This is a genomic window from Clostridium sp. 001, assembly GCF_019056555.1.
GTDB classification, from domain to species: domain Bacteria; phylum Bacillota; class Clostridia; order Clostridiales; family Clostridiaceae; genus Clostridium_B; species Clostridium_B ragsdalei.
Map to the genome: position 1 here is coordinate 4,489,063 of NZ_CP020473.1, position 21,332 is coordinate 4,510,394.

Below are 21,332 nucleotides of genomic sequence, written 5' to 3' on the forward strand. Positions count from 1 at the left end.
TAATAAGAACCAAACTTTCACTAAAATTTACTTCCTTTCTTTAATTTTATTATAGCTAGTTATATTTTTGAAAATGGGCATACTTTCCTACAAATATTGCATGAATATACAAATCCTCCGCCTTCAGTTACTGAAGCACATTTCTCTCTACATTTTTTTTGATTTACTGTAGTTCCATCTAGTGCAGATTGAGGACAAGCTTTTAGACAAATAGTGCAATTATCAGGACATAGCGTGTCTAATAAATTATCTGCTTCTAATTCTGTATCAGTAAGCACTGCTCCAAGGTAGAGCCTATTACCATATTTTTTATTTATCAGTAAAGTATTTTTACCAATACATCCTATTCCAGATGCTTGAGCAAGATGTTTTAATGATAATATTCCTCGTCCATGCCTATTTTGTGAATCCCAATATTCATAAGGTTCATCTGATGGAATAGGGATTGCCTTGTAGCCTTTTGATTCAATACTAATAGTAAGTTGAATAGAGATGTTATCTAGTAGTTCAACAGACTTATTTTTAACAAATGTATAGGGAACGTTAGTGTTTGTTTCAAACAAACTTGTTGAAAATTGTTTACCAAATACTATGATAGATTTTGTTTTAGCATAGACATCTAAGGGATGAAAGCCTTTTGGAGCATCATCAAATCTTTCTATATTTGAAATTCCACATACGTCGGCACCAAATGAATATGCCATTTCTTTAATAAAATTACTATCCATAAATTTCCTCCCTAATAGTATAATATTATTTTTAATAATAGATTCAAAAACGCGCCATAATTGAACAATTAAAACCAGTATACTTTTGCAAAAGCTTACCTTAAAAAATTCATTGAATTTCCAATAGATTTATAGTAGCATAAGATTAACTATTAATAAAATTGAATTATTTGAAAGTACAGTTCAGTTTTATTGAAGTAAGTGGAGGTATGATATGGAATTTAGAAACCTAAGAACATTTTCTGAAATTGCACATTTAAAAAGTTATACTAAGGCAGCAGAGGAATTGGGATATGCCCAGTCTACTATTACGACCCAAATTCAACTTTTAGAGGAAGAACTTGGTGTAAAACTTTTTGAAAGAGTTGGAAGGAAAATACACCTTACTTCAAAGGGTGAAGTGCTTCTTAAATATGCAGAAAATATAATAAGCCTTACAGAGGAAGCTAAAGAGGCAGTAAGTGAAATAGATCTTCCCTGTGGAATTCTAAAAATAGGGATTGTAGAATCCCTATGCACTATGAGACTCCCAGAACTGCTTAAAAAATATCATATGAAATATTCTGAAGTGGAAGTGATAATTAAAGTAGGTGTTTGTTCAGATTTGCGAAGTATGCTTAAAAACAATATAGTTGATTTGGCATTTATTTTGGATAAACCAATTGTTGACCCAGATTTGATATCCTGTGTATCTTATAATGAACCAATGATATTTTTAACGTCTCCAGTAAATAGGCTTGCTGGTAAAAGACAAGTTACAATGGAAGACATTAAAGATGAGCCTTTAATTGTAACGGAAAAAGGGTGCAGCTATAGAAATATTTTTGAGAAAATGTTTCAAAAATCAGGTTTAAAACCTAATATAGCCTTGGAAGTTGGAAGTATTGAGGCAATTAAGAGCTTTACCATAAGCAATCTTGGAATAACCCTGCTTCCTGTTATGACGGTAGAAAAGGAGCTTGAAAATGGTGAGCTTGTTGGATTTGATTTGGATGGGTGTAAATTTAATATGACAACACAAATACTATATCATAAGAATAAATGGGTAACAGCTGCAATGAGGGCATTTATATCAGAAGCTAAAAGTTAAACAACAAAAGATAGTAGATTTTGTTGTTTAACTTTTAGCTATTCAATATTTAAATTCACTGTATTTATTACCATCCTTTTTTTGGTGTATGTTTTGCAGCTTTTTTAGAAGCTTTTTTTAGTTTAATAGAATTTCCAGTGAAATGAATCAAAAGGATGGAAAAAAACAGTGAAATTCCTATACTTAAAAGATTCAATAGTACATTCCAATGAATAGAAGAATCGTAGCTTCTATATTGAATTATGCCAAGACCTGCAGTAATTGGACACAGATTTGCAAGCAGCATATTGTCTGATGACAGCATACCAACATAACCATATACAAAAGCAACAATAACACCAGCTAGAAAACCATTTGTTAAATGGCTTGTTATGATGATGATTGGTATCACAGCAAGATAGAGAAAAAGATTAACTAATGTAATTTGCCACAGAGCTTGTATTGTCAATCCTAAAGAAAAATTTGGAAAGCCAGCAAAGATTTCTGCTATAATTGTAAAAACAGTGCACACAATACCAAGAAATAAAGACAACATTCCGCATACAATCAATTTACTTATAAGAAGCTGCTTGAAGGAAATAGGAATTGTCAAAATATTTTTCAAAGTGTCATCTTTTTGTTCACGGGTGATAATATATCCAGCAATCAAAGTAATACACATTGGAAAAATGGTAGACATATTATTTTTAATCACTTGTTCTATTAGATATCTAAAATCCCATACAGAACCATCCTTTGCCATAGAAGTGAATAAAGTTAACAATATCGAAAGGAGCATAAGTGTAATTCCAGCCCAAATAATGTTATAACGTTTTAGTTTCCAAAGTTCTGTTTTAACAATTCTCCACATTTTTATTACTCCTCCCATTTTTTGTATAACCTAATTGCCAAATATATAGAGACTACAGCCATAATGAACAAAATAGTGACGACACAAAGTGTTGATGGAATAAGTCCTGATAGCTCAGATAAATTCATTTTGGTATGACGTGCCATAAAACCTGCACTCCAAAATTCAGTAAGCGACATGGGAATAAGCCATAATATTGATTTGGGAAGTGTGTTATAAAGGGATGTAGCGCTCAAACTTAATATACTGTAAAACACACACAGCAAGATAGAGAAAATGTATGTTCTGCTGAAGAAGACCACCAGTACAATTAGAGGCAATGTTCCTGCTGCTATAAAGATTCCTATTTCAACAGACATAAGTAGTTTTAGTAACATTCCATTTACCTTAAATACCATCATGCCGCATAATGCCGTGGCTATTGTAGAGGTTACACAAAAGATAATGCTAAATATAAACAATACTGAAATTTTAGCAAAAATCATCTGTTCGATAGTAACTGGGATTGTCTTCAAACTTTTGAATGTATTACTGTCACGTTCCATAAAGAAAAGTATAGCTGCAATTATACCAATTACAGAAGGTAAAAGAAACTGCATTCCGAAACCAAGTACATCGTTAAATAATCCATTAAAGGCATCTGCAGGACCATTGTATCTCTGCATAACTGATGGTTTGAGAGCATAATATGTCAAGGGAATAGGAAACATAAAAGCTGCAGCAATTACCAGTTGAATAAATTTTTTTCGCTTAAGTTTCCAAAATTCGCATTTTATTAGTTTAAGCAATTCCGGCACCCCCAGTTACTTTCTTGAAGTAGTCCTCTAAAGTATCTTCACAAAGATGAGATTCAGAAACCTCCAATCCATTTTGCATAAAGGATCTATTAATTGCTGATTGTGGTAAGTTGGTATCATATAGCAAAATATTATGATCATCAACTACTCTAAAATTTTTACTCTTAAATACAGATTCTAATATGCGTGCTGCCTGTGAGGTATCTGAAAGATCAAAGTGAATATACTTACTATTTTTATTTTCTAATTCTTGGAGACTTTCTTCTTCTAGTAGTACGCCATGATCAATAATACCAATGTCATCTGCCAAAAGGGAAATTTCTGAAAGAATGTGGCTTGAAATGAGGATTGTTTTTCCTCTTACGTCACATAAATCACGGATAAAGGTACGTACTTCTGCAATACCAATAGGATCAAGTCCGTTAATTGGTTCATCTAAGATCAATAACTCTGGATCATGCATTACAGCAAGAGCAATTGACAAACGTTGCTTCATACCAAGAGAATACTCTGAAAATAGTTTTTTATCCCTATAAGGCAAACCAACTAATTTTAGCGAATTTTTAATTGCATCAAGCTTAGGAATACCACGTAATTCTGCAAAGATACGTAAATTTTCTGTACCAGTGAGATTGGGATAAAAGCCTGGTGCTTCAATTAGAGAACCAACACGTGGGAGAATTCTTTTTTCATTTTTCCTAATATTTTTGCCAAAAATGAAAACTTCTCCGGAAGTTGGCTGGGTAAGGTTTAAAAGCATTTTCATGGTAGTTGTTTTTCCAGCACCGTTTCTTCCTAGAAGTCCATAAATACGTCCCTTTTTTACATGAATATTTAGATCAGCAACACTCTTTTGAGTGCCATATTGTTTAGTTAAATTTTTAGTTTCTATAACATAATCATTCATTTATTCAAACCTCCTTTGTAGTTACAAGAAAAAGTATAACATGTGAACCTTGCATTAACCTTGCATTAGTCTTGTATTAACCTTGCTTTTAAAAAAAGATAAAAAGTATAGTTAAAGTAGAGATTTAATTATTTCTTTAAAGGAAACTTTATAGTAAATGATGTATACTTATATGGTTCACTACATGCGGAAATTGTACCACTCATGTTTTTCACAATTTGTTGTACAATGGAAAGACCTAAGCCACTTCCTTTTTCAGATCGACCTTTATCGCATTTATACAGTCGTTCAAAAATATGTTTAATATCTTCTTTAGATATTCCTTTTCCATTATCAGTAATACATATTTCAACTTGATTAGATCTGTTTGAAACGGAAACTTTAATATGACTTGCATTGCTGTGTGTCAGAACATTTTGTATCAGATTATTGATAACACGAGTATATCCTTCTGAATCCACTTTTACTATTATGGGGCGTTCAGGAATATCTATATCATAATCCAATGTTTTTTCCTCGAAAATAGGTATCCAGTCTTTTAATATATCCCTTGTCAACTCTGAAATTTCAAAAGGCTGAATAGAAAAAGTTTCTTCATTAGAATTTAATTTGAACCAATCGAAAAGAACATCAATGTAATCTTTTAAATCATGTGCCTTGTGCCTGGCTGTTTCTATATAAGTTTCTCGTTCTTTTCCCTGGACGATTCCTTTATGTGTTGCATCTAAATAGCCAATTAAAGTAGTCAAAGGCGTACGTACATCATGGGAAAGGCTTGTCATAAGCTGTTTATTAGTTTCAGTAGCCTTCCGAAGAGAAGCAAGCTGTTCTTCATAATTATAAACAATGTCATTGATTTTGTAACAAATAACAGCAGTTATATCATTGGGACTTGCTAAAATTTTATGGTTTCCATTACCTGCTTGAATATCGTTTAAGATCTCTAAAATGTTTTTTAATTTACTTTTTGCTTGAAGTAACCTGATTAAGAAACTAAAAGCTAGTATAAGTGAGGCAATTGTAATAACAGCAGCAAGCATTAACAAAGTAGATGAATCCATTTGCTATACCTCCTTATTAAATCGATATCCAATTCCCTTTACTGTCTGAATGAAGGTAGGTTTGCTTGGATTTTTCTCGATTTTTTTACGTATCCTACTTATAAGGGACATAATATTGCTGTCATCGTATGCATAGGGTTCACCCCAAACTTCTTCATAAATCTGTTTTTTTGTTAAAATTTTTCCTTGATTTTTTGCACAGTATAAAAGAATATCAAATTCTTTTGGTGGTAGTTCTACTGTGCCATTGTGAACAGTAACCGTCCTGCTGTCTAAATCTATTGTTAGTCCTTTATAAACAAGTTGAGAAGCTTGTACATCAGAAGGATTGAAACGAGTATAGCGGCGAATTAGCGAAATAACACGAGCAATAAATTCGTCTATATTAAAAGGCTTTGTAAGGTAGTCGTCAGCTCCAGCTCTCAGTCCTCTCACCTTGCAGCTGTTGTCATTTTTGGAAGTCAACATAAGAATAGGAACACTGCTTTTTTTACGAATTCTTTCTAGTGTTTCAAAGCCGTCTATTCCAGGCATCATAACATCAAGAACAACTAGTTGGTATTCACTATTTTTAAGGGCAGACAAACCAGCAGTTCCAAAATGGCAGCAGTCTGCTTCTATGTTTTCTGTGCTAACGCTTTTTTGAAGTAGTGAGCAAAGTTCTTTATCGTCATCTATAATTAGAATTTTGTTATTCATAGTTGTATTCTCCTTAAATTTTGTTTTGTCATTCTTTTTTAATAATTATACGATTTTATAAATTTAACATCAATTTTTTAAACTGATTTTGTAGACATTTAAATATTATATTATAATGTATATATAATAGATATTATTATATGGTAAATTGTTCATAGATTTTACAACTTGGTGACAAGTGAAGGATGGTTTTTACATATCTCTAATATATACTTTATATTGTAGTAAAGATGTTTTGGCATGCTAAACAGCTAAATACAATTTTGGAGGTATTTATTATGAATAGAAAAAAAATATTAGTTTGGGCTTTAACATTATTAGTAGTAGGAGGTGCTTCAGGAATTACCTATGCAAGTGAAAAAATGGATACTACTAAAAATGTAGTTGCAGCAGCAGAAAATAGGAGTAATAGTAATGCTTTAAAGCAGGGAACTATGAATGATGAAGAAGCAATTAAAATAGCTACAGAAGCAATGAAAAATTACATGGGAAAAGATTCAAACTATTTTTCACAAATTAAAGTAGACAGATCAGCTGATATTGCGAAGGAAACACAACAATTAAATAAGAAAGACGAAAAAGAAAGTTCAGAGGGTGAAAAAAAATTTGAAGAAATAAGGGAAAAATATTCAAAAGAACATCCAGAAGATGCAAAAGTAGAGGCAGAAAATATGGCTAAAGCAAAAGATCAGAGAATGATATATATTCTTTTCACTCCTAAAAATTATGATGAAAATAAGATGTGTAACTATTCTGTTTCTATAGATGAGAAAACAGGTGAAATAGTAGGTGTAAGAGCTGAAAATGACTCGGACAAGGATTTTAAGCCTGCAATTGTTGATAATAGAATTAAAGATGCGACTTTAAGCTTCTGCAAAAAAATAGGAAAGAAAATTAAAGGTAATACTATAAAAGTTGATAAAAATATTAACTTTGGCAGGCTATTAGTAAGATGTGAGCTAGATGACGGAAGAGATGCTGAATTTGAAATAAATCTTAAAGATTATTCTGTAGTATATTATCAACTACAGAGTATTAAGCTTTTGCCTTCTATGAAAAAGGACCTTAATAACCAAATTAGACAAATTAAAATTAATTAGTAAATAAGTTTAAAGTGGAAATAATCAGAGACTATATATTTAATTTGATTATTTCCACTTAAGTTAAATGGTGGATTAGTATAAAACTAAGAAATAAAAAGCTTAAAAAAGTGAAATTACAGATATGAATAGGGGGACAAGCAAATCATGATAAAAATATTAGTTGTTGAGGATGAGCTTCCAATATCGAACTTAATAAAGTTGAATTTAAATATGGCAAATTATGAGTGTAAAACAGCTTTCAATGGGGAAGAAGCCTTAAAGAAAATTGAAAATGACAGCTTTGACTTAATACTTTTAGATGTTATGCTTCCTAAAATAGATGGATTTACACTACTTGAAAAGATAAAGCCTCTAGAAATTCCAGTTATATTTTTAACTGCTAAAACTTCTGTTACAGATAAGGTATATGGTCTTAGATCTGGAGCAGATGATTATATAACCAAACCTTTTGAAGGTATTGAATTATTGGCTAGAATTGATAATGTGCTTAGACATTATAATAAAAATACTAATGTAATAAATTTTGAAGATGTAGAGATAAATTTAGAAGAAATGACAGCTAGGAAAGCAGGTGAAGCTGTAGAGCTTACTTTAAAGGAATTTGAATTATTAGTGTTTTTAGTACAAAATAAAAATGTTGTATTAACCAGAGAAAAGTTAATAGAAAAAATTTGGGGATATGACTATGTTGGAGAAACTAGAACAATAGATAACCATATACAAAAATTGAGAAAAAAGCTTCAGTGGAAAGATAAAATTAAAACTGTATTTAAATTAGGGTATAGGCTGGAGGGTTAAATGAAGTTCTGGGAGAAGATATTTTTATGTACCTTGGTTATATTTGAAATATTTTTTGTTCCTTCGTCAATATATTTAATTAACAGTAATTTTAAACTGAATCTTAATACAGAAATTAATTCTGGAATAAATGAACAGCAAAGATTTTGCTCTTTTGTAGAATCAAATTTATTTTTGTTTAAAATTCAAAAAGAGTCTAATTCTTACAAGACTGAGCTTGATAAACAAAGTATAGATTCAATGATTAGTACATATTTAAATAATTTTGGAAAACAGGATATATATATTGAGGTAATAGATAATAGAAATAAAGTTATTTTTACTAATTTAAGCATGAATATATCAGATAGAAGAGAGGAACTTAATGTTCAGCTTAATAAAGTGAAGTATATAATACGTGATATTGATGAAAAAAACTATTTATTTATAACGAAAAAAATAAATTTAGACAATAATTACTATAAAATTTCTTATGTTAAGGATGTTTCAAGTATTTATGACAATAAGAAATATTTGTTGAATCTTCTTTTAAAATTAAATATATTTGTTTGTATAATTTTAATTATAGTAACTGTAGCATTAAGTAAGCTTATAGTAAATCCTATAAATAAATTAATTAGAACCACTCAAAAAATAGCTGCTGGAAACTTTAGTGAAAGAATAAAGGTAATATCGGATGATGAGATTGGATTATTATCAAAAAACTTTAATGATATGGCAGATGTTGTGGAGGATAAAATAAATGAACTAAAGATGGCTTCAGAGGATAAGCAGAGATTTATTGATAATCTTGCTCATGAGCTTAGAACGCCATTAACTTCTATAATAGGTTATGCTGATTTTCTTAGAACTACTAAGTATGATGAGGAAACCTTTATAAACTCCTTAAGTTATATATACAGCGAAGGCAAGAGATTAGAAAAATTAGCCTTCAAATTAATGGATTTAATTATTTTGAGAAAAAAAGATTTTAAAATGAAAAGTGAAAATGTTCTTAAGCTTCTAGTTGAAATTAAAGATTCCATGCAGCCAAAATTGGAGAAGAAAAATATTCATTTAGAAATTTCAGCTGAAGATTTAAATTTATCAATGGATAAAGAGTTAATGACGGTGATGATAACTAATTTTGTTGATAATGCCGTTAAAGCATCTCAAATTGGTGATAAAATATACCTAAAGGTATATAAATATGATGCTTCTAATATAATATTGGAAGTTAAGGACAGCGGAATTGGTATTCCAGAAGAGGACATATCAAAGGTAATGGAACCATTTTTTATGGTGGACAAATCCAGGGCAAGGGCTAGTAATGGTGTAGGGCTTGGACTCTCTTTGTGTGTGGAAATCGCTAAAATTCATAATGCTAGGATTGATATAGAAAGTAAGGTTGGAGAGGGTACCGCAATAAAGGTAATTTTTTAAGAGACAAAATGTTCTATTTTTACAAGAGCTTTTGATACTTATAATACCATGTTTAAGAAAGAGAGGTAATTAAATTAGTGACAAAGATACATATTGATTCAACTATTTATACTACAAAACCAGCAGATTCTAGATTATCTAAGGAGATGGCAGTTTATGATTTGCTGGAGGAGCTTGACATCCCTTATAGTCGTATAGATCACGATGTAACGGCAAGCATTGAGGATTGTCATAATGTAGAAAGGCTTTTGAGGATTACTATTTGTAAAAATTTGTTTTTGTGTAACAGCCAGAAAACTGACTTTTATTTGCTTATGATGCCTGGCGATAAAAAGTTCAAGACAAAAGAATTGTCTGCTCAGATTCAATCTTCTCGTTTGTCATTTGCACCAGCGGAGTATATGGAAAAATATCTTAATATTACACCAGGATCTGTGAGTGTTATGGGACTTATGAATGATGCAGATCATAACGTAAAACTTTTGATAGACGAGGATGTAATAAAAGAGGAATATGTGGGATGTCATCCTTGTATTAATACTTCAAGTCTTAAGATTAAGACCAAATATATTATAGATAAGTTTCTTCCACATACAGAACATCTTCCAACATATGTGAAATTAACAGGAAAATAGTTTTACATAGGAGGAGTAGATTTGTTCTTTAATGATATTTCAGTAAAGAAACATTTAAAAATAAAAGAGACACCTAATTACATATACATAGAGCCTCATCCTCTGCTTAGAAAATATATTGCACATTATACTATATTATTTCCCAATCCAAAAGAAATGGGAAGGTGCAGTGATAATATTGGTGATTTAACTTTAATACCTGACTGCAGTGGTTGTATTATATATACTTATGAAAATAATAATTTTTTATTAAGCCTTTGGGGAGCAACAACGAAGACGGTTATAGTAAAAAATGATGTGAACTCTAAAAAAATAAGATTTTTTATTGAGTTTGTACCTGGTGGCCTGCATGCTATTACTGGTATAAAACAATCAGAATTATGTGATATTCAAACACAAGTAGATGAAGTTGACAAGTGTTTGTATGATTCATTAAATCATGCTGCCGAGATTGCAAATAATGCAGATGATATGATTTCAATGGTGAACAGGATTTTTTTGAAAGCAGTAGAGAAAAATAATAAGCAGCATGCAGTTATGAGATCTAGCTTAGAGAAAATTAAAGCTGCAAATGGAGTGATAACAGTAAAAGAATTATCATCAAGTGAATATGTAAGCCAGCGTCATTTAAATAGATTGTTTAATGAGTATATTGGGATAAATCCAAAAATGCTTTTAAGAATTTCTAGGGTAAATTATTCAATAAATATGTTAAAAAAAGCTGAGAATAAAAGTTACATAAATGCATCTCAAATCTTGGGTTATTTTGATCAATCACATTTTATTCATGATTTTAAGCGAATATGTGGAGTTTCTCCTAAAGAATTTTTCAAGAACACGTCTGATTTTTACAATGAACTTTTTAAATATTGATATATAATGAATAATGTTAGAAAAGTATATATATAGGAGATGTTTGAAATGAAATTTGTATGTCCACTTATAGCCGTTAGTGATATTGAGATTTCAAAAAATTTTTATAAAAAAGTGCTTAATCAGAAGGTAACCATGGATTTTGGAGAAAATGTTACTTTTGAAAACAGCTTTGCAATACAGAAAGGTTTTGCAGAACTTATTGATATAAATAAAAATGAAGTTGCCAATAAGTCAAATAATTTTGAACTCTATTTTGAAGAAGAGGACTTAAATGGATTTGTAGATAGGTTAAAGAATTTTGATAAAATAGAATATGTTCATGATGTTAAAGAACATCCATGGGGGCAGAGAGTCATCAGGTTTTATGATCCCGATAAACATATTATTGAGGTTGGAGAAAGCATGGTAAGTGTTATAAAGCGATTTTTAAATGAAGGTTTGACACCTGAAGAAACAGCTAAGCGTACTCAGTTTCCTATTGATTATATAAGGCAATTAGAAGAATGTAAATAATTTAATTTTCGCACATATGAAGATTTTACTTAATGTAAAAATAATGCGAAACAATATTTTTAAGAGGACAGAGGACAATTGACAGAGGACAGTGGAAGGAGAATTTTTCTTCGTTACACTACGGAAAATCTTTAATTAAATTTTTAATGTCTCATTTCGCTAAAGCGAAATATTGCTGACTTATATAAATTTTAAGCTTGTTTTGCGTTAGCAAAACAAGCTTAAAAATAAATTAGGTTTCTGACGTAAGGAGGAAAACTTACCTTCTTTGTCCTCTGTCTTCTGTCAAATGTCATCTGTAAAAGTTGAGCAAATAATTTATGGTAATTAAATTTGTCATTATACCGATATTTTATCTATTAAATTTTGTTTTTATGCTTGTCCAATAGTCTGCATTTTCAAGCCCCAATCTCCAAATGGCAATACCATTTAAATTATAGGAATTAACTAAATCTAATTTATATCCTAAACTTTGGCCATTTTCAAACCAATTTGAGTGAGCTATACCAGAAGTATCTGTGTAATTGAAATATGGTGATTTTGATATATTATCCCACAGTATAGACGCATTGTTTGCAGCTGCAATATTGTACATACCATTTATTCCATAAGCTTTTGTACCATTTGATGACCAATCGTAACCATAAGCTGCAACACCTAACATAATTTTTTCTCTTGGAATTACCGTAACTGCATATTTAATTACATTTTCAACCCAAGATATAGATGCAATTGGACCTGCCGTCCCACCAGGATAGTGCTCATCATAGGTCATTATAGCTATTTGATCACAATACTTTGCTAATGCAGCATAATCGTATGCTCCGCTCCAAGAATTTGTTGTACTATCACTTGTTTTAGCTGGTACTGAAAGGGTTACTGAAAAACCTTGTGGAGTTAACAAATTGTAAAGTTCTTGTACAAAAGTTGTGTAGTAGTTTCTATCATAATAGAAAACTCCTTCAAGATCTACATTTACGCCTTTGTAGCCATTTACCTTTATTGCGTTTAAAAGATTATTTTCTAATTTTTGTCTATTTGTTTGATTTTCTAGTACTGATTTTGCAATATTGCCATCAAAATTATTTTGAAGCATTGCATAGGTTTTAATTCCATTACTGTTTGCATAGCTAATTTGGTTAGTTGGAACTAATCCTGAAATATTGCCAAGACTGTCTGTAGTATAGGTTTGCGTAGCTATTTCATCAATAGTTGAAGTATTAGCTGCCATTGAATTGTAAGAGGACGAATCTCCCGAATAATAATAGGTTGTAAAACCTAAAATTTGCTTTTTAGATGTGGTTGGTATTATAGAAGCCTGTAGGGTAGCAGCAGTTACATGGATTGAACTTGTTGAGGTACCGTAGCGATTATAAGCTGTGACATAAAACCAATAATTAGTATTAGAAGTTAGTCCGGACTTTATTAAATTTGTACTAGTAACAGTAGCAATTTTGGTATAGTTAGCATCATTTGGTGAAGCCATATAAACATAGTATCCCGATGCACCAGATGCTGAAGACCAACTCAATGTAAGAGAACTTGTACTAATATTAGAAATAGTTAATCCTGTTGGAGTTGGTGGTGGAGAATTATTTTTTTTTGCTGCAGCAAATTGTATGTTGGAAATTAGAAAAATAATTGTTGTAATGAATATCAAAAAGCTTTTTTTAACTGTCATCTGTACCCCTCCTTAAATTTATTATTGAATTAGGTTGGCAAATCTAATATTTCTCTCCTTTGATGATCTAATTATAAAGCCTTTTTTTGTATATTAATAGATTTCTATAGTCACATTGATATAGGGACTAAAGTCATAAAATCTTACAATATTTTAAAAAATTTTTAGAAAGCCAGAGGGTAGAAGGAGTTTTTAACAAAGTGACGGGTACTATAATAGATAACCATCGGATAAAATTAATTTCTTATGTGCGAAAGTTGAGTTAAAAATAATATTTTTATCCGATGGTTGTTATAGGTAATATTTATGGTTTAATTGAGTATAGTAATTCATTCTCAAAAATTATAAAAAAGAGGTTATTTACCTATCATAATATTAAGAATTTCTACGTCAGTTGATTTCATACCTTGATGTCCCACACGACCGATATTCTGAATTGTTTTTTCATAATCCTTTTCTACAAGTCCTTCACCAAATGGAAATACTAAACCATGTTTTGCCATTTCATATCCCATTATACCAGCATCGACTGAACTAGAAATTTTTGCTGCACAGGAAGCTTTGGCTCCATCACATACAATACCACCAACAGTGCCGATAGAATTGATTATGGTCTTTCCAATTGTATCATAATCACCACCATTTAAATAAGCAATACCACAAGCTGCAGCTGTCCCTGCTGATACAGCTCCACAGTAAGCAGATAAATTTCCTATATAACGTTTTTGATGTAGTGATATAAGGTTAGTTAAAACAAGAGCTCTATAAAGTGTATCTTCATCCGCTCCCATCTCTTTAGCATAAACTAAAACTGGCATGGTACAGGTGATTCCCTGGTTACCACTTCCTGAGTTGATGACTACGGGAAGGGCACATCCATTCATTCTTGCATCAGAACCTGCTGCGGCAGCTGCTTTTGCCTTGGTACGTATATCATTACTACCAAATTTTATAAGAGTTCGTCCAACTTGAGCGCCCCAATTATGAGTCAAGCCTTCTTTTGATATGGCAGAATTATATTTAATTTGTCTGCTAATAATATCTCGTACATCATTCAAGTTTACTTCATTGGCAAACTGAAGTATGTCTTTGATATTGAGCTTTGATTTATCTCCAGATTGTTTAGTTACTACGTCAGGCTGTTCAAATATTACTTCACCATTTTTTTCAATTTTGGCAATGTGGTTATGTTTTGTTCTGACTTCTACAGCTGACATATTATGTCCAGCCGTTAATTCTGCACGGATAAAAAGATTTTCTTCTCCTTCTTCTAGTTTACAGCTGCAGATCCCCTTTTTGCGTAATGCCTTAGCTTTATCGATGTCTTCTTGCTTCACTTCACTGATAACTTGGAGTTCCAAATTTGCTTTTCCAGCTACGACACCTAAAATAGCTGCAGCTTCCACACCTTTTTCTCCACCGGAATTAGGTACGATAACTCCCTTTACATTTTTAATAATATTGCCACTGCAGCAAATAACTATTTTCTCTGGCATTTGTCCAAGAACTTCTCTTGCTTTTGCAGCTGTAAATGCAATGGCAATTGGTTCTGTGCATCCCATAGCTGGAATTAACTCTTCTTTTAATATTTTAACGTAATTGTCATATTGGATTTTATCCATTAAAAAGCCCCCTTTGTTACTAACTAATATGATTATAAGAATATGTAATACATTCCTAACATAAGTAAGATTCATTGATATTTTAGTATTTCTACTAATCATATCACGGTAAGCTTCAATAATCAATATTATATACTATATGTATATAATATGTTTGATTACATCAAATATATTATGAAAAATTTAAAATTTAATGGAAAAGATAATAATATATATTATCTTGTGATATGATTACAAACGATGATCTATATGTTATTCAAAAATCAGGTTCTTTTATATTGACTTCTTTTTTTTTAGAATGTATAATGATTTGACAATAATATTGGAATAAAAGGGGTAGTTCTATGGGTGAAAAAAACGATAATACATTAAAAAATCAAATTTATAATGCTTTGTTTTCTGATATTATTAATGGTGTATATTCTCCAGATACCATTCTAACTGAAAAGTTTTTGATGGAGAAATACGGCGTTAGTCGTGCACCAATACGTGAAGCACTTACACAGCTTATTGGAACTCATATACTGTCAAGTATTCCAAGGCAGGGATATAAAATTATTCAGCCAAGTAAACAGCAATTATTGGAAATTGTAAAATTTCGTTCTATTCTAGAGGGTTCTTTTTTGGAAAATTATTATATGTATATAGATGAAGCTTTTATCGAGAAGCTTAAAAACATTTGTATGAGTCATGCTAATTGTCCTGACAATGATTTTATGGTTCGCTGGAATTATAATTGCGAGTTTCACCTTAAACTATTCTCTATTTATGGGAATCAGTATGCATATAAGCTTTTGGAAGATGCTATGAATATACAGACTATTTTTTTTATACAAAGAAAACATTATAGCAGGACGAGTTTGCATAGGGTTTTAATTGATTATTTGGAAAGAAACGAAATTGAAATGGCTGTAAATATTTTAAAAGCAGATATTGAGAATCTTATGATTTCAGACATTGCTGCTATTCCAACTAATAAGGATAAAAAATGATAGTATACATTGATAAAAGGTCAGGAATTTTTGAAAGGTTATGATTAAAATCTCAAAAATTCTTGGCTTTATTATTTTTTGAGATTTAATTTTTAAAATTTTAGCGTTAAATATGAATTTATATTACAAAATAGAAATTTAATGCCTAGTATATTTATTAAAAAAATTCCTTAAAATAAATATACTATTATAAAAAATGGTGGTGTATCGAATGAGTAAAGGATTAAAAACATCTTTAATTGTTATAGGAATATTATTAGTTATATTTTTACCTTTAATAGGTAGTTATAATTCTATTGTAGGATTAGATCAAAAAGTTAATGCATCAGAGTCTAATATTGATACTCAACTGCAGAGAAGATCAGATTTAATACCAAACTTAGTTCAAACGGTAAAAGGTTATGCAGCTCAAGAAAAAACAATATTTACAGATGTGGCAAATGCAAGAGCTAAGCTTGCTGGAGCTCAAACAATTACTGATAGAGCAAATGCAGATGCAGCACTTTCCTCAGCACTTTCAAGACTTTTAGTAATTGTTGAAAGATATCCGGATTTAAAATCCAATCAAAATTTTAGAGATTTATCTGTTGCTTTAGAGGGTACAGAAAATAGAATAGGAATAGCAAGACAAGATTATAATACCGCTGTGAATAACTATAATACATCTATAAAAAGATTTCCAAATTCAATAATTTCAGGTATATTTGGTTTTTCTCAAAAAACATATTATAAGGCTAGTCAGGGAGCACAGGAAGTTCCAAAGGTGGATTTTACAAGATAGTTTAGTTTACAACCTACAAGTTATATATTCATAAAATTAGGTTGTAAGAAAGCTATTTTAGATAATCTAAGATGGAAAATTTAAATGAATAAAATAAATACTAAGTTAAAGGTGATTTTATCATCTTTAGGTATAATATTTTCTGTAGTAATTTCAATTTTGATTTTGCCTTATTTTGTAAAAGGAGCTGCAAATATACCTGTACCAACTAAATTAAAGTATATAAATGATTATGTAGGAATTGTTGATGAAGATTCTAAAAACTATATTGTATCACTTGGAAGTGAATTAGAAAATAAAACTGGATCACAAGCAGCAGTAGTTATAATTAGTTCACTTGAAGGAAAAGATATAGAATCTTATTCCAATGAGCTTTTTAGAAGCTGGGGAATTGGACAAAAAGGTAGGGACAATGGGCTTTTAATATTATTGTCAATAAATGATAAAAAGTGGAGAGTGGAAGTAGGAAGAGAGTTGGAAGGCGTAATTACAGATATATATTCTTCTAGAGTTATGAATAGTGAAGCGGTTCCGCTCTTTAAAGAAAAAAGATATGGTGAAGGTTTAAAGAATGCTTATTCAGTTTTTGCAAGAGATATAGCGAAAGAATATAATGTTAGTTTGCAAGGAAGTAAGAAAACTGCACAGAAGCAAAAATCAGTTTCTATAAATCCTGTAATAATATACTATATCCTAGGTGCTTTCCTATTGGATATTTTACTTAATAAAGCAAGGATAACTAAATTTTTATTCTATTTGCTGTTTTGGAATTCTTTTTGGGGAGGTCCAAGGGGAGGCAGCGGAGGCTTTGGTGGAAGTAACCAGGGCGGATTTGGAGGAGGCAGTTCTAGTGGAGGTGGTTCTTCAGGAAACTGGTAAAATTGTAAATCAAAATTAGATTATTAACTTATGTCTATTTCAAGGCCTTTTACTAAGACACTTTGAAAAGCATAAGTTAATTTTTATATAATCTTCACATTGGTTATTTGTCAATTAAAATTTTATTCAGTTGATTGACAAATTTATCACTTTCATTAATCCAAGGACTATGACCAGAGTGTTCAAACCAAACAATTTCCTTATGGGGTGCACGTAAGACGTTATAATAGTCTTCAACTAATGAAATTGGAGCATTAATGTCGCGCATTCCTATAAAAAAATAGATTGGTATTTTTACTTTGGCATAATCTTTTCTTAAATCGATACTATAAAGCTGAGGGTAAACATGATTGAAGGTATTAGTAAGACCCCACAAAAAGTTGATCTTATCTATAAGGCTATATTCCGATGAAGAAATATCTCTCCATGTATTAAAATGAGAATTATATATTCCCGGGTCTTTTTGCATATAAGAGCTTAAGTAATTTAAATACTCTGCACTTTTCCAGGTAACGTCAGTTCCATAATATGGTGGATGACCATTTGATCTTAGTTTTGCAATCTTATTAGTATTATTTTTAATATGAGCTATTTTAATGGCGTTCTCGTAATCTAATTCTTCTGTTTTAGAGAAATCAACCATTTGTCCTGTCCCAACAAAACTGTAATACTTTTCTGGGTATTTTTCAGACAAAAAGATACCAAGGGCACTTCCCCATGACTCGCCAACTAAATAGATTTTATCCTTTTTAAATGTTTTACATAGATATTTAGTTAATGCATATCCATCTTGAACATAGGTATTTACATTTAAATTTTTGACATTTGCAGCATAATAGGATTTGCAAGAACCAGGCTGGTCCCAATTCACAACAACAAAATTCTTCTCAAGTTTTTGAAGATTATAGCGTACCGCAGCCATTTGAGTCCCACCAGGGCCTCCTGCTAAAAATAATAGTACTGGATTATTTTTGTTTTCTCCCCTTATGATAATCCACTCTTGTCTACCATTTAATTGTACTTTTCTTAATTCAGCAATGCTTTTTGGCAGGGGATTTCCGTTCTTATCCACAATTCTGGGAGTGTTAGCTGAAAAATAACTAAATATTATTAATATAAGTATCAATATAAATAAACTTCCTAAAATTATGGTATTTCTTTTTAATTTTAAGATTATGTTATTCAAGGGAGCTTTTTTTCTTATCTTTAGTATCCACAACATCCCAATAATAAGCTCTGTTATAAAGGTTCCCATAATTGAAATAAGAAGTATTGAAAAAATAATTATCTGTATCATAAAAGTTACTCCTCAAAAATATGAATTAAACTAATTACATAATAAATTTTCTTAATAATAGATTTGACTAATGGTCAAATTTATATATTTATGTTATCATCTTTTCGACTATTATTAAACAAGGCGTTGATGAAAAGTTGTTTCAGTGCGATAAGCCAGAGGAAACTGCTGAGATTATATTGTCTACATATTGTTTTTTATTTGATCCTGGCATATTTTTATGGACTCATGAGCAAGTTTATAATAAAACAAAGGCATTAGCTGATTTGTTAGAACGTGGACTAATGGCACCAAAAGGAAGTATGCAATTTCTTTGTGAATAATGCAATGTTTTTAAAATAAAGGACCATCTAGTTAAAGCCAATATTTTCATAAAATATGAGCTTTGATTGGATGGCTTTTTTTTAATTATCTTCTTAACCTTACAATAATGTAATGCTGCTTAATAAATATTGTAAGGTAGATAAATGGCTCATGTTAAGGATGTTTTTTATAATTTATTTAAAGGTTGAAGTTAAAGAATATGTACAGTTCTAAACTTGAAACTTTAAATAAGTAATATTAAGAAAAATACTAGTTAATTTCTTAATATGTTAAAGCTATGGAGGAACATGAACATGTGTTATGAAAGATTTAAAAAAAATATAAATTTCTTGAAAAATAAGTTAATAAAACGGATGTTTGCAATTATATCAATGTTTATAATATGTTTTGGAAGCAACGTTACAGTCTTTGCAGAATCTAATTCAAGTGATAACTTGTTAAGTAATAAAGATGATTTGAAAGTATTTATGTATAATACTTTTCAGAAAAAGATGAAGGAAGAACATGTTCCAGGAGCAGTTATTACTGTGGTTAAGGATGGAAAAGTTATTTTTAGCAAAGGATACGGATATGCTGATTTAGAAAATAAAGTACCTGTGACACCTGATAAAACTTTAGTAAGAATAGCATCGGTATCAAAGCTTTTTACTTATACGGCAATGATGCAGCTTTCTGAACAAGGTAAGGTAGATTTGAAGGCTGATGTAAATAAATATTTAAAAGGATATACCTTAAAAAATAAATATTCAAATCCAGTAACAGTGGAGGAACTTCTTACACATACATCTGGTATAGATGATAATAGAATAGCAGATTTGTCAAAAGATAAAAGAGATTTACTTCCTATGAATGATTTTTTAAAAAAACATCTACCTAAAGTAGTAAGAGAGCCTGGAACTGTCATTAATTACAGCAGCTATGATGCAGCGTTAGCGGGTGGGATTGTTGAGCAAGTTTCTGGAAAACCCCTTAATAATTTTATTGAAGATAATATATTTAAACCACTTAAAATGAGCAATTCAACATTAAATAGAGATATGAATCCAAAAGGCTTGGAATGTGGTTACAATTATGAAAATGGCAAGATAGTTAAAGCTGAACTATTGGAAGGATATTTTAATAATTATGCTGTTGGGGGTATAATATCAACTTCTGAAGATATGGCTAAATTTATGATAGCTCAGCTTAATAATGGAGTATATAGGGATAAAAGAATTTTACAGGAAAGCACAGCTATTGATATGCACAGTCAGCATGCAACTTTTGATAAGAGATTGCCTGGAATGGCTTATGGGTTTAATGAAAAATATATAAAAGGGTATAGGGCAATTGAGCATCCAGGATATTCACCAGATAATATATACAGTGATATGACTTTATTTCCAGATGAAAATTTAGGAGTTTTTATATCTATAAATCAAGGAATGAATAATCTACCAGATGAAATTGTGTCAGAAATGGTTGAAAAATATTTTCCAAAGAAAGAAGAAGCAAAGAATAAAAAGCCTTATTATACATCAAAAAGCAATCTAAAGGATTTTGTAGGAACTTATAGATTTAGTGAAAATCCAAAAAGTACCTTTCATAAAGCAGATGCTTTTCCAGAAGGAGAGGATGTCACTGTAAGCTTAAAGAATGGAAAAGCCTTAACATTAACAGGTAAAGATGTTTTCGTTGAAAATAAATATAGCACAACTCTTAAAGAAATAGAACCATTGGTATTTAAAAGAGCTGATACAGGAGAGTATGTAGTATTTAAGAAAAATAGGAATGGACAAATTTATTACCTAGCACAGCAGCAGGACAGCTGGCACGGGACTTATGAAAAACTCAAATGGTATGAGTTTTCAATTGTCCAAATTTCTATATTTGTATTTTGCTCAATAGTATTTTTAGCATCAATTATATTTTCTATTGTAAGAGCAGCTTATATTGTGATAAAAAGAAAAGGTAATAAATTAAACAAGCTAGGGAAATCTCTTTTTGGTATGTCGTTTCTAGTTAGTTTTTTAAATGTGTTTTTCTTTATAGCAGCGTTATTTGTGCTGGGAGAACCAACTAGGTATGGCATAAGCATAGAAGCTAAGTTGTTGTTATGTGTACCAATATTGAGTTTAATTTTAAATTTATTGTTTTTAGTTTATGCAGCAATTGATCGGATGAAGAAAAACAGTAAATTATGTTATAGGATATATTACTTGGTTTTAGTTTTTACAGGAATGTTTTATATATGGTTTTTGAATTATTGGAACTTTTTAGGATTTAAATATTAGAAAA

Annotated in this window: 21 protein-coding genes; 12 read left to right on the forward strand and 9 right to left on the reverse strand. The window is 30.5% G+C overall.

The annotated features are described in order from the left end of the window. Window positions 1-59 precede the first annotated feature (59 nt). Window positions 60-728: an epoxyqueuosine reductase gene (locus B5S50_RS20845; protein ID WP_065079952.1), complete on the reverse strand. Its 669-nt coding sequence runs from the start codon at window positions 726-728 to the stop codon at window positions 60-62. Window positions 729-942: 214 nt separating this feature from the next. Here B5S50_RS20845 and B5S50_RS20850 point away from each other — a divergent pair, with 214 nt between their 5' ends. Further along, window positions 943-1,818 carry a LysR family transcriptional regulator gene (locus B5S50_RS20850; RefSeq protein ID WP_065079951.1) on the forward strand — a complete coding sequence of 292 codons (876 nt, stop codon included), beginning with the start codon at window positions 943-945 and terminating at the stop codon, window positions 1,816-1,818. A gap of 67 nt (window positions 1,819-1,885) precedes the next feature. Here the strand turns inward: B5S50_RS20850 and B5S50_RS20855 are convergent, their stop codons facing one another. The 5 genes from B5S50_RS20855 to B5S50_RS20875 form a co-directional block, all read right to left on the reverse strand. Next, window positions 1,886-2,668 (reverse strand): ABC transporter permease, encoded by a 783-nt coding sequence (locus B5S50_RS20855; RefSeq protein ID WP_065079950.1) that lies wholly within the window; start codon window positions 2,666-2,668, stop codon window positions 1,886-1,888. Between the two features lie 5 nt (window positions 2,669-2,673). Further along, entirely contained in the window at window positions 2,674-3,456 is a 783-nt protein-coding gene (locus tag B5S50_RS20860) for an ABC transporter permease (protein WP_065079949.1), read from the reverse strand. Further along, window positions 3,449-4,372: an ABC transporter ATP-binding protein gene (locus B5S50_RS20865; protein WP_065079948.1), complete on the reverse strand. Its 924-nt coding sequence runs from the start codon at window positions 4,370-4,372 to the stop codon at window positions 3,449-3,451. Before B5S50_RS20865 ends, B5S50_RS20860 begins: the two co-directional genes overlap by 8 nt. A 128-nt stretch (window positions 4,373-4,500) precedes the next feature. Continuing rightward, on the reverse strand, window positions 4,501-5,433 hold the full coding sequence (locus B5S50_RS20870) for a sensor histidine kinase KdpD (RefSeq protein ID WP_065079947.1): 933 nt from the start codon (window positions 5,431-5,433) through the stop codon (window positions 4,501-4,503). Between the two features lie 3 nt (window positions 5,434-5,436). Next, the gene (locus tag B5S50_RS20875) at window positions 5,437-6,132 is read right to left on the reverse strand and encodes a response regulator transcription factor (protein WP_065079946.1); all 696 of its coding nucleotides are present in this window, start codon (window positions 6,130-6,132) and stop codon (window positions 5,437-5,439) included. A 278-nt stretch (window positions 6,133-6,410) separates the two neighbouring features. Here B5S50_RS20875 and B5S50_RS20880 point away from each other — a divergent pair, with 278 nt between their 5' ends. The 6 genes from B5S50_RS20880 to B5S50_RS20905 all read left to right on the forward strand — a co-directional run bounded on the left by B5S50_RS20880 (window position 6,411) and on the right by B5S50_RS20905 (window position 11,479). Beyond that, complete coding sequence (locus B5S50_RS20880; protein ID WP_242872187.1) at window positions 6,411-7,232, forward strand: hypothetical protein; 822 nt, start codon at window positions 6,411-6,413, stop codon at window positions 7,230-7,232. A gap of 147 nt (window positions 7,233-7,379) precedes the next feature. After that, window positions 7,380-8,033 (forward strand): response regulator transcription factor, encoded by a 654-nt coding sequence (locus tag B5S50_RS20885; protein WP_217302741.1) that lies wholly within the window; start codon window positions 7,380-7,382, stop codon window positions 8,031-8,033. Beyond that, window positions 8,034-9,455: a cell wall metabolism sensor histidine kinase WalK gene (locus B5S50_RS20890; RefSeq protein ID WP_065079943.1), complete on the forward strand. Its 1,422-nt coding sequence runs from the start codon at window positions 8,034-8,036 to the stop codon at window positions 9,453-9,455. It begins immediately after the preceding gene. Window positions 9,456-9,532: 77 nt separating this feature from the next. Further along, on the forward strand, window positions 9,533-10,090 hold the full coding sequence (locus B5S50_RS20895; protein ID WP_065079942.1) for a prolyl-tRNA synthetase associated domain-containing protein: 558 nt from the start codon (window positions 9,533-9,535) through the stop codon (window positions 10,088-10,090). Window positions 10,091-10,111: 21 nt separating this feature from the next. Next, on the forward strand, window positions 10,112-10,963 hold the full coding sequence (locus tag B5S50_RS20900; RefSeq protein WP_065079941.1) for a helix-turn-helix domain-containing protein: 852 nt from the start codon (window positions 10,112-10,114) through the stop codon (window positions 10,961-10,963). A gap of 48 nt (window positions 10,964-11,011) precedes the next feature. Then, window positions 11,012-11,479 (forward strand): VOC family protein, encoded by a 468-nt coding sequence (locus B5S50_RS20905; RefSeq protein ID WP_217302742.1) that lies wholly within the window; start codon window positions 11,012-11,014, stop codon window positions 11,477-11,479. Between the two features lie 352 nt (window positions 11,480-11,831). On the opposite strand, the gene B5S50_RS20910 is transcribed toward B5S50_RS20905, so the two are convergent. Both B5S50_RS20910 and B5S50_RS20915 read right to left on the reverse strand, forming a co-directional pair. Next, entirely contained in the window at window positions 11,832-13,160 is a 1,329-nt protein-coding gene (locus tag B5S50_RS20910; RefSeq protein WP_065079939.1) for a glycosyl hydrolase family 18 protein, read from the reverse strand. A 356-nt stretch (window positions 13,161-13,516) separates the two neighbouring features. Next, on the reverse strand, window positions 13,517-14,782 hold the full coding sequence (locus B5S50_RS20915) for a serine dehydratase subunit alpha family protein (protein ID WP_065079938.1): 1,266 nt from the start codon (window positions 14,780-14,782) through the stop codon (window positions 13,517-13,519). A 344-nt stretch (window positions 14,783-15,126) separates the two neighbouring features. Here B5S50_RS20915 and B5S50_RS20920 point away from each other — a divergent pair, with 344 nt between their 5' ends. The 3 genes from B5S50_RS20920 (at window position 15,127) to B5S50_RS20930 (ending at window position 17,434) form a co-directional block, all read left to right on the forward strand. Further along, window positions 15,127-15,774 carry a GntR family transcriptional regulator gene (locus tag B5S50_RS20920; protein WP_217302743.1) on the forward strand — a complete coding sequence of 216 codons (648 nt, stop codon included), beginning with the start codon at window positions 15,127-15,129 and terminating at the stop codon, window positions 15,772-15,774. Between the two features lie 211 nt (window positions 15,775-15,985). Then, window positions 15,986-16,555, forward strand: a complete 570-nt coding sequence (locus tag B5S50_RS20925) for a LemA family protein (protein ID WP_065079936.1) — start codon at window positions 15,986-15,988, stop codon at window positions 16,553-16,555. 84 nt (window positions 16,556-16,639) lie between these two features. Further along, the gene (locus B5S50_RS20930) at window positions 16,640-17,434 is read left to right on the forward strand and encodes a YgcG family protein (protein ID WP_217302744.1); all 795 of its coding nucleotides are present in this window, start codon (window positions 16,640-16,642) and stop codon (window positions 17,432-17,434) included. Between the two features lie 103 nt (window positions 17,435-17,537). On the opposite strand, the gene B5S50_RS20935 is transcribed toward B5S50_RS20930, so the two are convergent. Further along, window positions 17,538-18,731, reverse strand: a complete 1,194-nt coding sequence (locus tag B5S50_RS20935; RefSeq protein WP_217302745.1) for an alpha/beta fold hydrolase — start codon at window positions 18,729-18,731, stop codon at window positions 17,538-17,540. A gap of 137 nt (window positions 18,732-18,868) precedes the next feature. Between B5S50_RS20935 and B5S50_RS20940 the strand changes: the two genes are divergently transcribed. Continuing rightward, window positions 18,869-19,054, forward strand: a complete 186-nt coding sequence (locus tag B5S50_RS20940) for a hypothetical protein (RefSeq protein WP_217302746.1) — start codon at window positions 18,869-18,871, stop codon at window positions 19,052-19,054. Window positions 19,055-19,348: 294 nt separating this feature from the next. Continuing rightward, a complete protein-coding gene (locus B5S50_RS20945) occupies window positions 19,349-21,328 on the forward strand; it encodes a serine hydrolase (protein WP_217302747.1) in 1,980 nt (659 codons plus the stop codon). Window positions 21,329-21,332 lie beyond the last annotated feature (4 nt).

Bases quoted from the DNA above. Each gene is read 5' to 3' on its own strand.
- B5S50_RS20910 (WP_065079939.1), bottom strand. From the start codon at position 13,160: ATGACAGTTAAAAAAAGCTTTTTGATATTCATTACAACAATTATTTTT.
- B5S50_RS20855 (WP_065079950.1), bottom strand. From the start codon at position 2,668: ATGTGGAGAATTGTTAAAACAGAACTTTGGAAACTAAAACGTTATAAC.
- B5S50_RS20915 (WP_065079938.1), bottom strand. From the start codon at position 14,782: ATGGATAAAATCCAATATGACAATTACGTTAAAATATTAAAAGAAGAG.
- B5S50_RS20880 (WP_242872187.1), top strand. From the start codon at position 6,411: ATGAATAGAAAAAAAATATTAGTTTGGGCTTTAACATTATTAGTAGTA.
- B5S50_RS20905 (WP_217302742.1), top strand. From the start codon at position 11,012: ATGAAATTTGTATGTCCACTTATAGCCGTTAGTGATATTGAGATTTCA.
- B5S50_RS20845 (WP_065079952.1), bottom strand. From the start codon at position 728: ATGGATAGTAATTTTATTAAAGAAATGGCATATTCATTTGGTGCCGAC.
- B5S50_RS20885 (WP_217302741.1), top strand. From the start codon at position 7,380: ATGATAAAAATATTAGTTGTTGAGGATGAGCTTCCAATATCGAACTTA.
- B5S50_RS20935 (WP_217302745.1), bottom strand. From the start codon at position 18,731: ATGATACAGATAATTATTTTTTCAATACTTCTTATTTCAATTATGGGA.
- B5S50_RS20930 (WP_217302744.1), top strand. From the start codon at position 16,640: ATGAATAAAATAAATACTAAGTTAAAGGTGATTTTATCATCTTTAGGT.
- B5S50_RS20870 (WP_065079947.1), bottom strand. From the start codon at position 5,433: ATGGATTCATCTACTTTGTTAATGCTTGCTGCTGTTATTACAATTGCC.
- B5S50_RS20920 (WP_217302743.1), top strand. From the start codon at position 15,127: ATGGGTGAAAAAAACGATAATACATTAAAAAATCAAATTTATAATGCT.
- B5S50_RS20850 (WP_065079951.1), top strand. From the start codon at position 943: ATGGAATTTAGAAACCTAAGAACATTTTCTGAAATTGCACATTTAAAA.
- B5S50_RS20890 (WP_065079943.1), top strand. From the start codon at position 8,034: ATGAAGTTCTGGGAGAAGATATTTTTATGTACCTTGGTTATATTTGAA.
- B5S50_RS20925 (WP_065079936.1), top strand. From the start codon at position 15,986: ATGAGTAAAGGATTAAAAACATCTTTAATTGTTATAGGAATATTATTA.
- B5S50_RS20865 (WP_065079948.1), bottom strand. From the start codon at position 4,372: ATGAATGATTATGTTATAGAAACTAAAAATTTAACTAAACAATATGGC.
- B5S50_RS20945 (WP_217302747.1), top strand. From the start codon at position 19,349: ATGTGTTATGAAAGATTTAAAAAAAATATAAATTTCTTGAAAAATAAG.
- B5S50_RS20875 (WP_065079946.1), bottom strand. From the start codon at position 6,132: ATGAATAACAAAATTCTAATTATAGATGACGATAAAGAACTTTGCTCA.